The sequence below is a fragment of the Rhodococcus sp. D-46 genome (genome assembly GCF_011290655.1).
GTDB classification, from domain to species: domain Bacteria; phylum Actinomycetota; class Actinomycetes; order Mycobacteriales; family Mycobacteriaceae; genus Rhodococcus_F; species Rhodococcus_F qingshengii.
In genome coordinates this window covers 715,207-728,201 of the sequence record NZ_JAANTF010000001.1, presented here as the reverse complement: position 1 = coordinate 728,201, position 12,995 = coordinate 715,207, and the positions used below count along the sequence as shown (strand labels likewise).

At 61.8% G+C, this 12,995-nt stretch carries 11 protein-coding genes; 2 read left to right on the top strand and 9 right to left on the bottom strand.

Annotated features, from left to right (window positions below; genetic code table 11):
- Window positions 1–87: 87 nt before the first annotated feature.
- From G9U53_RS03505 to G9U53_RS03485, 5 genes are all read right to left on the bottom strand, one after another.
- Window positions 88–1,002: a tyrosine-protein phosphatase gene (locus G9U53_RS03505; protein ID WP_007735104.1), complete on the bottom strand. Its 915-nt coding sequence runs from the start codon at window positions 1,000–1,002 to the stop codon at window positions 88–90.
- Between the two features lie 107 nt (window positions 1,003–1,109).
- The gene (locus G9U53_RS03500; RefSeq protein ID WP_155419219.1) at window positions 1,110–1,265 is read right to left on the bottom strand and encodes a hypothetical protein; all 156 of its coding nucleotides are present in this window, start codon (window positions 1,263–1,265) and stop codon (window positions 1,110–1,112) included.
- A gap of 50 nt (window positions 1,266–1,315) precedes the next feature.
- A complete protein-coding gene (locus G9U53_RS03495) occupies window positions 1,316–2,905 on the bottom strand; it encodes an amidohydrolase (RefSeq protein ID WP_063316540.1) in 1,590 nt (529 codons plus the stop codon).
- Window positions 2,902–4,398 carry a sodium:solute symporter gene (locus tag G9U53_RS03490; RefSeq protein WP_003942149.1) on the bottom strand — a complete coding sequence of 499 codons (1,497 nt, stop codon included), beginning with the start codon at window positions 4,396–4,398 and terminating at the stop codon, window positions 2,902–2,904. Before G9U53_RS03490 ends, G9U53_RS03495 begins: the two co-directional genes overlap by 4 nt.
- Window positions 4,395–4,652 (bottom strand): DUF3311 domain-containing protein, encoded by a 258-nt coding sequence (locus G9U53_RS03485; RefSeq protein ID WP_003942271.1) that lies wholly within the window; start codon window positions 4,650–4,652, stop codon window positions 4,395–4,397. The genes G9U53_RS03490 and G9U53_RS03485 overlap by 4 nt, the downstream gene beginning before the upstream one ends.
- Before the next feature lie 196 nt (window positions 4,653–4,848).
- On the opposite strand from G9U53_RS03485, the gene G9U53_RS03480 reads away from it, so the two are divergent.
- Window positions 4,849–6,012 (top strand): helix-turn-helix domain-containing protein, encoded by a 1,164-nt coding sequence (locus tag G9U53_RS03480; RefSeq protein ID WP_063316732.1) that lies wholly within the window; start codon window positions 4,849–4,851, stop codon window positions 6,010–6,012.
- Between the two features lie 51 nt (window positions 6,013–6,063).
- On the opposite strand, the gene G9U53_RS03475 is transcribed toward G9U53_RS03480, so the two are convergent.
- Entirely contained in the window at window positions 6,064–6,984 is a 921-nt protein-coding gene (locus tag G9U53_RS03475) for an alpha/beta hydrolase (RefSeq protein ID WP_030535590.1), read from the bottom strand.
- Window positions 6,985–7,160: 176 nt separating this feature from the next.
- Here G9U53_RS03475 and G9U53_RS03470 point away from each other — a divergent pair, with 176 nt between their 5' ends.
- The gene (locus G9U53_RS03470) at window positions 7,161–8,624 is read left to right on the top strand and encodes a cellulase family glycosylhydrolase (protein WP_165638324.1); all 1,464 of its coding nucleotides are present in this window, start codon (window positions 7,161–7,163) and stop codon (window positions 8,622–8,624) included.
- Window positions 8,625–8,675: 51 nt separating this feature from the next.
- On the opposite strand, the gene G9U53_RS03465 is transcribed toward G9U53_RS03470, so the two are convergent.
- From G9U53_RS03465 to G9U53_RS03455, 3 genes are all read right to left on the bottom strand, one after another.
- Window positions 8,676–9,338 carry a GAP family protein gene (locus tag G9U53_RS03465; protein ID WP_058038672.1) on the bottom strand — a complete coding sequence of 221 codons (663 nt, stop codon included), beginning with the start codon at window positions 9,336–9,338 and terminating at the stop codon, window positions 8,676–8,678.
- Window positions 9,339–9,651: 313 nt separating this feature from the next.
- A complete protein-coding gene (locus G9U53_RS03460) occupies window positions 9,652–11,079 on the bottom strand; it encodes a hypothetical protein (protein WP_058038671.1) in 1,428 nt (475 codons plus the stop codon).
- Between the two features lie 103 nt (window positions 11,080–11,182).
- A complete protein-coding gene (locus tag G9U53_RS03455) occupies window positions 11,183–12,847 on the bottom strand; it encodes an alpha/beta-hydrolase family protein (RefSeq protein WP_047271397.1) in 1,665 nt (554 codons plus the stop codon).
- Between the last annotated feature and the right edge of the window lie 148 nt (window positions 12,848–12,995).

Here is a 12,995-nt window from a genome sequence, read left to right as displayed (position 1 = left end):
CCACACAATCGCGCGCTCCCGCAACCACAGGTCGCACTGGGACAGAAGAAGGTCCGAGTAGGCAAGAAGCCGGGCGTGGAGCTCCGCTTAGAGGAGAAGCTTGGCGCGCAGAGAGTCGACAGTGCCCTGGTCGACGCCGAGGCCCTCCCGTACGTAAGTATCCATACCGCCGTAGAGCCGGTCCACCTGTGCATACGCCGCATCGAGCCACGACAGGTCCACCGCGTCGTCCCGGCCCAGGTACGTGTTCGACGCCATGAAATCGGCACTGATGAACTCACGCGGGACACCCAGAATGGTCAGCAGGATCGCGGTACCCCAACCGGTGCGGTCCTTCCCTGCACTGCAGTGGTAGACGGTTGCGCCGTCGGAGTTGTTCGCGATCGCAGTCAGCAGGTCACGGAAGGCGACATCGGAACCACGGTAGTTGACCATGAACGGGTAGCCGATGCTCTGGCCGATGTTCGAGGTTCCCTTGACTGCGCCGTCGATCAACGCGCGACCGAGGGTCAGGGGAACGAACTCGTGGAACGCGATGCCGTGTTCGATACTGACGACGTCGGCGACCTGGTAGGTGACCCCGGCGGGGATCCGATCGGGATCCTCCGCACGTTCGGAGGCGTTGCGCAGGTCGACGTCGAGGGTCAGGTTCGCGGCGGTGAGTTTTGCCAGATCAGTCTCATTGAGCGAGCTGAGCTTGTTGGAACGGAACACCAGGCCTGTCCGGACGGTCCTGCCGTCGGTAGTCCGATACCCGCCGATATCGCGGAAGTTCCGCGCCTCGTCGAGCCTGATCTCGGCCGCGGACGGCGGTGGGATCTCCGGCAGCGGCGGTTGCTCCCCGGACGATCCGAACTGACTCGAACCCAATTGCAGGTCGCCGCTCGAAGCGGAGGCGAGTGTGGGGCCTGTCAGGGCCGCACCCATAGCGACCAGCGCAGCGAGGGCGATTCCGAAAGGGCGCGCCCCTCGGCGGCGCGTGTAGACAGTTGTCACCTTCATCCTCTCATTCGCTGTGCGGGATACCCCGCGCCCCGCAAACTCCCGTGCGAGATTACAAGGGTGGCACGCTCCTCGTCCCGACTTTGCTCCAGAAACCGGACATGTGTTCAGGTGCCCGGCCAGCCGCCATCCTGCAGGAAGAAACTCTTGCCCGTCACTGCGTCGCCATCGACCACGCCGGGCCCGATCGAACGACAGACCGCGGCCGCGGCGGCAGCCGTAACTGCACAGCGCCGAACAACTTCACTGTCGAGCAACTGCACGAATCTCCACCTCGAGCTGGTATCCGTTGGGACGAAATCAATCTCATGCGCTACCGGCCGTCGACCATGACCAGTGCAGGCTGAGGAATGTCGGACGAAGCGTCTGCGAGAGCAGCAAGAGTGCCGTCGAGCGCGACAAGGTCCGCACGACGACCCGGCGCCAAGATCCCCACCCGTCCTTCGTCATGGACCAAGTACGCACTGTCCACAGTCATGGCCTGCACTGCACGCTGCACTCCGATCCGTTGGTGGGCGCCAAGCACGGCACCGCCCATGGTCAGCCGATTCACAGCAGTCCTAATCGTCTGGAGGGGATCCATCGGCGTTATCGGGCAATCCGAGTGCAGCCCGAATTTCAAGCCGATGTCATCGGCGCACGCCAGCGGGTCCAGGTTGCCGGCTCTCTCAGGACCGAGGAAACGGTCACGGTGACGATCGCCCCAATGAAAAACATGGTTGACGAAAAAGCTCACCCCGATCTCGGCATCACGTATCGCCTCGAGATCCGCAGGCCCACTCACCTGGCAGTGCTCGATACGGTGCCGCGCTCGACGTCCGTCACTGCGGTGCGCACTGCGCAGCGCCGCGATGGCGGCGGCTACAGCCGCATCGCCGTTGGCGTGCACCGCGACCTGACCTCCCTCGCGGTGCACCTGGAGAACCATGTCGTCGAGTTGCTCCTGCGGATAGAGCAGATCACCGTGATGGTTCGGGCTGCAGGTATACGGAGTTCGCAAGGCTGCAGACAATCCTTGAATGGACCCATCCGCCCAGAATTTGGCGCCGGCCAGGCGGAAGCGTGACCCTGGGGCCGGTGCAGCCGTGAAAGCGATGTTCCTTTCCTCCAGTTCTGCGATCGCGAGATCACCCCGAAGGAAGCCAACCGTGTGCACGGGCATCTCGCCCATGGTGTCCAGGGCACGATAGGCGGCCAACTCCTGCATGCCCGCCGACAGGCCGACCCCTAGATCGTGGACGGTCGTGATTCCTCGCGAACGCGCCAGTGTCAAGCTACGCAGCAACGCGGTCTGCACCTCTGCCTGTGTCAGGTCTGGTATCGCGCCACTCAACCGTGCCACGGCGTCGATTTCCCAGGCCATCCCTGTGAGCCTCCCGTCCGCCCCACGCGGAAACTGCGAGTCCCCGGGATCCACCGTCGATTCGTCGATGCCTGCAGTTGCAAGCGCAACAGTGTTTGCCACCGCAAAGTGCCCCGAGATATGCAGAACGATGATCGGGCGGTCGGTGCAGACTGCGTCGAGGTCATCGCGTGTGAGATGGCGACCTTCTCGAAGTTGTGTGTCGTCGTACCCCCATCCACGTATCCAGCCGTGAGTGGGAGTGGAGTTCCGCAGAGCCCCTTGGATATCCGTGATCGAGGCGCACGGTGGCGTCCGGCAATCGGCCCATCCGTCAGTCAAGCCGGAGTAGGTCGGGTGAATGTGCGACTCGATCAGCCCCGGGATCACAGTAGCGCCGGCGAGATCGAGCCGACGAGTTTCCGGTCCGGCGTACTCCCCCATGTCCTTTCGACTTCCGGTGGCGACAACCAGGCCTCCATCGAGGACGAGCGCCTCAACCTGGGGTGACGCTGCGTCTTGGGTGAGGATTGCATCTGCGGTGAGTAGTGTCCGAGTCATCGGATATCCGCCTTCGCGGTCGGGACTGCGGGGCAAGGCACTGGTGCCGATCGATTTTCTGCACGGAGGCCCGAAACCGCTTCGACAGGAGGCCACATCACCCGGGTGGCGGACACGAACAACACGTTCAGAACAAGGGCTGCGGCACCGATGTTCATGCCTTTGTCCGCCAACCACATCGATACCGTGCCGTGTGTGTCGAGGTACAGCCAGAGCACCAGCACGTCGCCGAGCACCACGCCCATCGCGAGCGCTGCCGGTCGCAGCTTCCATCCGAAGATCATCGTCGCGAACACCACCACGGCCTGGGTCACCCCGTAATACGCGGTATTCACCAGCGTCAGCAGCAATTGGGGTGCGGCGAGGGTGAGGATCAGCGAGAGGCCGAGGTAGGCGACTATGACCCCGCGCACCCACACTCTCTGACGTGATTCGGGTATTCCAGGAACGATGTTTCGCGAGACGATCGAGCCGATTCCCAGCGCCGAGCCACACAGAACAACGATCGCGCACAGTGCCGCACCACCCGCCACCACTCCGGTCAGCCAGTCCGGGAGCACGAGGCGGGACAGTTGCAGGAGGACCTCATTGGACTCTGCGCCCTCGAGCTTGTTGGGCAGCAATGAAATTGCGCCGAAGGCAGCAGCGACGAGGAAGGGATACATGAGCATGTACAGCGGGTTGAATCGGGCGACTCGCTTGAGGGTTGCCTCGGACTTCGCCGATAGCACCGCTTGCACGATGAAGGGGAAAACGAAAAAACCGAGTGACTGGAACACAATTGTGGTGAGAACGAAGGTCAGCGACGAACCGGTGACGGTGGATTGCGAGGCCTGCCCGGCCCCATGGGATGCCGCATCGGCAAAGAGCTTCGTGATACCGCCCGATTTGGCCGTGGCGGCCAGTCCGATCAGGATCGCTCCCAACAGCAGAGCTGCGTCCTTGACGTAAGACACGAACGCCGGTGCACGCACACCCGAAAGCAGGAGGAAGAGCAGAGCAAGCGCAGCGCCGACGAAAACCGCCACCGTCGGGTTGATGGTGATGCCAAGTCCGCTCAGTGCGACCTGGAGGCCGGCAAGCTGCAACTGCCCCCAGGGAATGAGGAAGACTACCGAGGCAATCGCGATTGTCAGTTCCAACCCGCGCGACCGAAAGTGCCGCCCTGCCACATCGGGCAGCGTCATCGCGTTATACCGCTTGCCTGCCCGCCAGAGATAGGGCGCAAAGAAGTATCCGATCGGGTAGGCAAGCAAGATGTATCCGATGAACCAGACGCCGTAGCTTGCCCCGTGGGCGTACACACCCCCGGGAAATCCAATGAGCGTGCCGATGCTGTAGGCCTCACCTGCTCCCAGGATGAAAACCAGCACGGGACCGAAAGACCGCCCGCCCACGAGGTAGTCGGAGATCTCTTTTTTGCTTCCACGGCGTGAAAGCACTCCGGCGCCGAGCGCGAGGAGTAGCACGAGCGTAAATGTTGCAGCGATCATGTCGGATCCCCGATCTCGGTCTTGGCCTGAGCCAGTTCGTTTCGTTCCGCTTCCTCGAAGTCCTTGCGGTCAAAGAACTTCCATGCCATGTGGAGACACAACGAGGTCAGCGGCATCCACAGGAAAAGCCACGCGAACAAAATGGGAAATCCGAGAACAGTCAGTTCGGATCCGGAGAGCGCAACTATCCCGCCCAGCACCCCGACGAACGGAACTCCGATTGCGAGCAAGGCACTCTTCGCCTCGTTGGACATGATTGTGGCTCCTTAGCCGTTGATCGATCCGGAGCAGATGAGGCGAGGGGCGTTTTGCCGTCGAATCGTCGTCCGGTCTAGCGTTGAGTGTGCCTCCCGTCACTATGGCGGGACCATGGGTGAACCCCGGAATCCACGACGCTCGTTCGTGAAATTCACGGGACGCAAGACCAAGCACGCACAAAGGAGTAACCCCGTGGACGTAACCGACGTCGAAGAAGACACGATCCGACGGTTGTGTCGCGAGGTTTCCGACGAGCTCGAAGCGCTCACCGAGCGCGCGGTACAACAGATTCGCAGCGAACTCCCGGCCTACTCCGCGGTACCAGTGGCCGAGCAAGGCAACTACATCCGCAAACAGTTGTCCGCAATGCTGTGTGCCGTCGCCGAGAACGAAACGATCACCACAGAAGACACCGACCGAAACCGCGAACTCGGGCGCCGTCGCGCGATGCAAGGGCTCCCCCTCTCCGATGTCATCGAGACCTATCACATTGCATCTCGTGAGCTCTGGGACACGATGGTCCAGCGGTCCACGAAACCAACACACGAGCTGCTGCAAGCAGGCGGCAAACTTTGGGACCTCGTTCACGCCGCGACGAGCGCAGTCGCAGTCGGACACTCCGAGGCAACGCGCAGCGAGCAGGCCATCCGCGCCGGCGTTCGATACCGATTCTTCGAAACACTGCACAGTGCAACGGATATGGAACTGAGCAACGCCCGAGAGCTGGCACAAACCCTCGGATTCGATACACAGAAATCGTTCCAAGCACTGTCGGCCGTCGAGGACGAATGGTCAGAAGCACAAGTGGAACACCTGCAACGAACCCTGGATTCCGTGCATGTTGTCGCGCATTGCAGTCGACATGGCTCCCGAGTAATCGTGATGTGTCAGGGCGAACCAACCGAAGTCATCCACGCAATCATGCGAGATCATCCACGAACGTCACTAGGTATCGGGATGCCCCGGGTCGGGCTCGTCGGCGCAGCTCAAAGCATCACCGACGCCGAGCGCACATTGCAGTTGGCGACAGCGCCGGGCACGACGGTCAGTTTTGCCGACGAATGGCTCATCGCCACTCTTGCCACCCACCAGGACGAGCTGCTGCCGCTTCTACAGGCCGGGGCATCTGTGGCCGAAGAGCACTCACATCTGATGGACGCCGTCCGCGCCTTCGCGCGAAGCGGGTTCTCTGTCAGCGCCGCCGCCCGTGACATCCACCTACATGCGAACTCTGTCACCTATCGACTCGACCGCTGGCAGCATCTGACTGGATGGGATGCGCGAACCCTCGACGGCCTGATGAAATCCATGGTGAGCCTCGAATTGTTTCATCGTAAAACGCTCGCCAAGATCTGACACCGAACACAGTCCGCTTTTCCTCGGCACACTGAACCGCGCCCGTGCTTGTCACGCGGGGTCGGAGTCGAGTCGATTCCGAAGCCAAGCACCCATATCTAGCGCAGCACGCCGGGCAACAGGCGTTGGATGGTTTGTAAATCCATGCGGGACATCAGGATAGAGACGCAAGTCGACGTCGTTTCCGGCCGCCGACAGTCGCGCCACCATGGCAAGGTTCTCTGCCAGGACCACGTCTTCTGATCCAACGACAACGAGGGTCGGCGGCAGGCCGCTGAGGTCGCCGAATGTCGGAGAAATATCCGGAAGAGTGCGATCATCGACATGGCCGACGTAGGCTTCGATGAAGTATTCGTCGCTGATGGTGCGGCCCGCGGGAGTCTGGGCACTGACGTCGTACGTGCCCGCTTCCAGCACCGCACCCGAAAATGCCTTGGCCAGACCTCGATCACGAAGGCGCAGCAACGTCGTCGTCACCAAGGTTGCTCCCGCCGACATGCCACCGATGGCGAGCCTGGTCGTCCCGAACCGTTCGGCAGCGACCTCAAGCAGCCACAAGGCGACTGCCTCACAATCGTCCGGCGCTGCCGGCCAAGGGAATTCCGGTGCAAGCCGGTAATCGACGGTAACCACTACCACCCCGACCTCGTCGGCAAGTCTCATGCTTCGGGCGTCAGCGCTGGCCGCTGAACTCATGTAGAAACCCCCACCCGGAAGATACAGATAGACCCCGTTGACATCGCCGTCTTTCGGAGTGACTACGCGCACCGAAACGGATCGGCCCTCGATGTCGAGTGTGTGTTCAACAGCCCGGCTCGCCGTGGGATCAACCACCCTGGATGCTCGCACCACAAGCAGTTCCTGCAGGGAACTCGGACCGACACCGGCAGGCCGCGACGCATAGAACGCTCGCGTACTCGCCAAATCGTCACGAGGCATTTGTTCGATCAGATCAGTCAATGCAAGCTTCACCGGGGCTCCCTCGGGTCGAGACTTGTCGACAATGATGACACCTCCAGCAGGAGCACGTGTCCGACGTGTTCTCGGCAACGCGGGGCCGTGACAGGTATGAGCAAACCGCGCCGGAAAGAGGTCTTCTCACGCTAGCCTCGACTCGGAATTGGACGTTTGTCTAGAAAGGTCGATGGATGCGTGCGCTGTTGCTTGCCACCCTCGCAATCCTGGTCCTCCAGATTGCAACTCCGGCGGCGAACGCTGCACCACCGGATCCGGGCTGGACTCTCCCCCAACTGACCGTCGCAGATCGAACGATCAAGGACGTCGACGGACGAACGGTGTTGCTCCGCGGCGTGAACGCCAACGGTCTCAATGACTACGCAACCAACGGCACCGGTCTACCCACCGTTACGCCGCTGGGAAGAACGGACTTCGCGCAGATGGCAGCGCTGGGCTTCAACGTCGTCCGACTCAACGTCGCGTGGTCCCTCCTGGAACCGATCCGCGGTGCATTCGACACTGCGTACGTCGACCGCGTTCGAGTAGCGGTCGAGGATGCAAAAGACCACGGCATCTACACCGTTCTCGACATGCATCAGGATGCATGGGGCCCGTACGTCGGCACCCCGAGCGACCAGTCGTGCCCGTCATTCATGCGGCCGGGAGTCGGCTGGGACGGCGCACCCGAGTGGGCAACCCTGACCGGCGGATGGACAACCTGCAACATCGGTGGACTCAGGGAAGCCGCACCCGCGATCGCCCATGCCTTCCAGGCGTTCTACGACGACGAGCAAGGAATCCAGAGTCGCCTCGTCGCGACGTGGGCGCGGTTGGCTGCCGAGTTCAAAGACGAACCAGCTGTAGCCGGATACGACCTGTTGAACGAACCGAACCCCGGCCTGCGCGATCCATTCACGGCAGCTGATCAGATCGGGCAGTTCTACAAGCGGGCCACCCACGCCATCAGGCAGGCCGAAGCAGGAGGATTTCCACACCTCGTGTTCTTCGAGCCCAGCGCGATCTGGTCGGCTTTCGGCCTCGACGCGCTGCCCCCTCGCCATTACCTGACCGATCCTCTGGTGGTCTTCTCGCCCCATCTCTACAGCGAATCGATAACGGTCAGTAGCGAATTTCCCGGAATCGAAGACGGGTTCAAGATCGCCGACCGCGCTGCCGCCTGGTACGACGCCCCGTTGTGGACGGGTGAATGGGGTTGGTTCGGGGATGCCGACGAGCAGAGAGCAGACGTCGACCGCTTCGTCGATGCCACCGACAGGTACCGGATGGGCGGCGCGTGGTGGTCGTGGACACAAGCGTGCGGTGACCCCCACCCGGTTCGCGACGGCAATACCCACCAGCCGCAGGGAAATCTGAATCGCATCGACTGCCCGTCCGGTGAATCACTCGGGCTCGTAGAGGGATTCGCCGCGCCACTCTCGCGAGCGTATCCGCGGGCAGCGCCCGGCTCGCTGACGGAGGTATCGCGTGACGGGTTTGACGGGAGCGGCACCGGACGGGTCGAGGCCTGGTACCCCGGCACCGACCGGCCACAGCTCGAGACCACGAATCTCTCCGACGTCCGACTGTCCCCGATCGAGGGCGGATGGCAACTGATCGGTCACGCCGACGGCGACTACGCGGTCAAGCGCGCCTGATCGAACGATCATCCGGGAATCGCGCGTTCACACCACGCGAAAGAGCGGGTATCAGAAGATTCCGCCAATTCCCTTGCCGATCAGAACAACTCCGACGACCAAGATCAACACACTCATCACCGTGGTGTTGTTGTCCTCGAGCCAGACTTTGAGATAGGCCAATGGCTTTCGCAGGCGATCAGCAGCCACCAGGTATCCGATGACCGGGATCGCGACAGTTGAACTGGCGATGACCGTGAATACGAGAATCGAGGTGATCGCTCCGCTGGTCGCCAACGACGCCGAGCCGATCGACACTCCGGCCGCGATGCACATGAGCAGGTTCTTCGGGTTGATCGCGGCGAGCGCGAATCCAAGGCCCAATCCCTTGACCGCGGTCATCTCGTCGACGGCTTGCATCCACTTCGGTGTTTCGTGCTCGCCGCTGCGCCCCCGCCACTGCTTGACCCCGACGGCCAACAGGAGGACACCGAGAGCTAGTTTGATCCACGAAACCGTGGCGGACGGTCCGTCGTCTGACGTGCTGACGGCACTGGACAAGATGACGAAAAGAACTGTAGCGATGAAGATTCCGAGTAACCAGCCCACCGCGAACCCGGCGCTGGTGCTACCCGCTCGCTTGGAGAGCAACATCAAGATAGTGGCGATGACGGCCACCGGCGACACGGCGACACCGACGGCCAATGGGAGAAGTTCTCCGACAACGGAACCCATGTCAAAACTCATTTCTGATTGCAGCAAGCAGGATAGGCGGTAGGCGAGAAAAGGCGCCCCTGTCCGCCACGGCGGACAACAGAGCACAGCTGATACCGCTGCGCGACAATGCTGACACTGCGAGCGCCTGCGTAGTTGATGCCTCATTCGAAAGGGATGAGTGCCTGAACCGCAGGCCTCGATTCCCCACCGAAGATCGCGAAAAGACTTGGCTAACGGTGTGTCGGCTGCGCTCGCAGCAGAGCGCAGCCGACATCATCGAGGAGGATCACCAGACACAATCTCGAGTAGTGACCTCACGCGTAAAGACGGGTTACTTCGCGCAGCCACTGCCCTCGAACGCGAGCTTGGACGTATATTGCCCGTCCGGCAAATACTCTCCCATCACGGCCTTCTCGTCGCCGGGCGTCTTGGTATCGTGTGCAGCGTGGCTGAAGTCCTTGGCCGGCAGCATGTTCCGCATGATCAAGAGGGAATCGTCGGGATGCCCTGCGCCGTCACCGGCCGGCGAGAGCGAAAGCCATGACACCCCACATTCCTTCGTAGCGTTTGCGGGTCGGTCTTCAGGGAGCGACGCGACAATCGTGTAGCGACCATCCGCATCAGTGGCCATCTGCTCGTCGAACAGACACGTCGCTACCTTCGTCGTTGCCAGCGATTCATTGCTGCACATCGACCAGAACCGCATGTCGACCGCGCTGTCGAGATTCTTTGCGCCGCCTGTAGTCTTCGGAGTCCTCGGCAACTCTCCCCGAAGTACTAGAACTTCGCCGAACCCACGGTTGACTTCGGCTGTGACGTAGCTGTTGTCGATGTTGGAGTACTGCCCGCCCACCCGCTGGGGTGTGCCATCGCATTTGCCGAGATAGGTACAGCCGAGCGTGAACTCGGCGCTGTAGTACGCCCGCCAGACTGGTGCCTGCTCGGAAGGGAATGTCGCAGGCTTGCCCGGTTGGTCACGCAATGCCTTGTACGTGTCTAACGGCAGCGAAGCCGGCTTCAAGATTCCGTTGTCCGCACCGACCGCTGAACACAGATCCTGCCCCCGCAGCACTTGACCACCGGGAAGGTGCAGCTCTGGCTCAGGCAGTCCAACGCCGCCGGTGAGATCACGCCCGTTGTCCGGCAGGTAGATGCGATAAAGCAGGCTTATCCGGTCCTGACCTGGCACACCGGCATACAAGGTGTTGGGTTTCGGCTCAACAGGCGAGGCCTCGTTGAGGACGGAAGCCGTGTACGACCTGGCACTTTCGTTCGATCGATCGGCACCGGGAAGATAGGTGTTGCGCGAACCTGCGTCGGGAGCTGTCGAAATGTCATTGAGGACGGCGGTCGGCATCGCGGTTGCCGCGTTGTACGAGTTCAACGACTGATAGCGCGCATGCGCATACTGCCCTCGGATAACCAACTCGGCGTTCTCGGGGATTGTGAACTGCGCAGCCCAGTAAATCGCCGCAGTGTCAGGAAAGGCGTAGTTGAGCTGTGGGTCCGCGCGCTCGGGATTGATCGGCACGGACCAGAAGCAGGTCGACACCGGATGCTCGACGTCCGGTCCGCCGGATCCGAAATCGACAGAACCAGATTCGGATCCGCTAGCCGAACCGGTTCCTGATCCGGATCCGCTCGACGAACCGAAATCGACAGATCCGACCGCCGGCGCGGCAACCGCGGACCCAGCCCCGGCAAATACAGTGATCGCGCTCAGCGCCACCGCAGCTACGAGTGTTCTTGATGAATGCATCGCGCTCCTTGTTAGATAGCTGACAAACAGTGATAGAACGATCTAGAGCGAGTACTCCCGGTCCAACGACGAGAGACCGTCACGAGGTCCGCACTCCGCACTACTACTTGGTGGGTTGAAAGTCGTTCGTCAGAGCGCCGCGAATCGCGTCGGTGTCCGACTGAGACCAGTTGTCGGGGTGCAGGATCCGCGCCCACATGTCCGCCGCCTCGGCACCGTAGTTGTGCCCGTGACCTGGCGGAACGTCCGCCGAGAAGACCATGTCGAGTGTCACCTGCCAGAATGTCACGAACGGTATCCACGTCATTCCCGGATCGACATCACGGCCGAGAGGCTCGGCAAGCCAGTCCGGCTTGTTCAGAAGCAGGTCGAAAGACCACCAGACAATTGGGTCGCTGGCGTGCTGCCAGTACATGACGCGTGAGTCGTTCCACGGCGCATCCAGTTCGAGATCCTCCGGATAGGCAGCGAAACGAATCGACTGCCCGTCGTCGATCACCGGCACGGCTTCCCGTGAGCCGGAGTCACGACTGCTGGTGATCTCCTGCCATTGAGCGGTGAAGTTCGGAGTCCCCGACCACAACGCCCCATCCACCCGCGTCGCCATGTCCTGTGCTCCCGCGAACGCGGCCTGCCCCCCGTACGATCCGAGGCTCTCGCCGAAAACGACAAGCTTGGGGCGCTTGTCGAGCGGCAGATCGATCCACTTCGCATAGACAGAGTTGAACAGCGCCCGGCCTGCGGCCATCGGGGTTTCGCGATCGGCGATGAATGCCAAAGGGCTGGGAAGGAACGAGTACTGCATCGCCGCGATGGCGGTGTCGCCGCCCTGGACGTATTCGAAAGCGGACGCCACGTCGTCGTTCACCCAGCCGCGGCCGGTGGTGGTCACTACTGCCAGGACGGCACGGTCGAAGCCGCCGGTGCGCTCGAGTTCGTTGACGACCCGCTGCGCGACACCGTCGACGGAATCCGACGACTCACGGCCGGCGTACACGCGGATGGGTTGCTTCGCGTCCCGGCCGGTCAGCGCGGAAATCTGCACCGCAGACGGCCCGCTACCCATGAAAGTGCGACCCTCCTTGCCCAGCGAATCCCATGCCTCGGCAGACATGGGTGAACCACTGCGTTCGGCGATCAGAGGCTGGTCGATACCATCGGGCGTGTCGTTGTCCGCGCCGGAGAAACTCCAGTTCGCAAAAGCGATGAGCCCGTTGTAGAGGGCACCGTTGACGACGAAGATCGCCAACGCGAAGACGACGACCAAGCTCGCGACTTTCGCTGCTTCCTTGGGAACAAACCGCAGAGCAACGGCAGCGAGCCCTCTGGTGAGATACCGCAGACCACGACCCACCTCCAACAAGGTCAACCACACCACCAGCGAAATCAGCAGCACCAGAAGATAGTTCGCCCGGTTCACGCGAGGCGCCTCGACCAGATCACGGACGATCTGCTGCCACCACGAACCCAAGATCAGAAACAGAGGCACCAATATCACTGCCAGTACGGCGAGTACGGCCCAACCGATCCGCTTGGTCCGGTCCGACCATCTCGGTTCGACTCCGCATTTGCGGATCATCCACGCCACGCTCACACCGATGCCGTACCCGGTGGCGACGGAAATACCGGTTGCCACGCCCTGCAGGTACCACGCGCGCGGTAAGAGGGACGGGCTCATCGAGAGGACGAAAAACACCAGACCGAACGACAACCCGACCGAGTGCAGCGTTTTGCCGTAGCGCCGCACACCTTCCCACACACGTTTCATGCCCGAATCGTAAGTGCGCCAGAAAGATGAAATGCGCCTCTCATCCCTTTCGAATGAGGCGCGAACTACGTCGGTGGAAAGTGCTCGCTATTCCGCGTCATGCACCGAAAAGCTTCGGCCCAACGGCAATCACGGGCGAACACCGGTG

Bases quoted from the DNA above. Each gene is read 5' to 3' on its own strand.
- G9U53_RS03470 (WP_165638324.1), top strand. From the start codon at position 7,161: ATGCGTGCGCTGTTGCTTGCCACCCTCGCAATCCTGGTCCTCCAGATT.
- G9U53_RS03455 (WP_047271397.1), bottom strand. From the start codon at position 12,847: ATGAAACGTGTGTGGGAAGGTGTGCGGCGCTACGGCAAAACGCTGCAC.
- G9U53_RS03460 (WP_058038671.1), bottom strand. From the start codon at position 11,079: ATGCATTCATCAAGAACACTCGTAGCTGCGGTGGCGCTGAGCGCGATC.
- G9U53_RS03485 (WP_003942271.1), bottom strand. From the start codon at position 4,652: ATGTCCAACGAGGCGAAGAGTGCCTTGCTCGCAATCGGAGTTCCGTTC.
- G9U53_RS03495 (WP_063316540.1), bottom strand. From the start codon at position 2,905: ATGACTCGGACACTACTCACCGCAGATGCAATCCTCACCCAAGACGCA.
- G9U53_RS03490 (WP_003942149.1), bottom strand. From the start codon at position 4,398: ATGATCGCTGCAACATTTACGCTCGTGCTACTCCTCGCGCTCGGCGCC.
- G9U53_RS03465 (WP_058038672.1), bottom strand. From the start codon at position 9,338: ATGGGTTCCGTTGTCGGAGAACTTCTCCCATTGGCCGTCGGTGTCGCC.
- G9U53_RS03505 (WP_007735104.1), bottom strand. From the start codon at position 1,002: ATGAAGGTGACAACTGTCTACACGCGCCGCCGAGGGGCGCGCCCTTTC.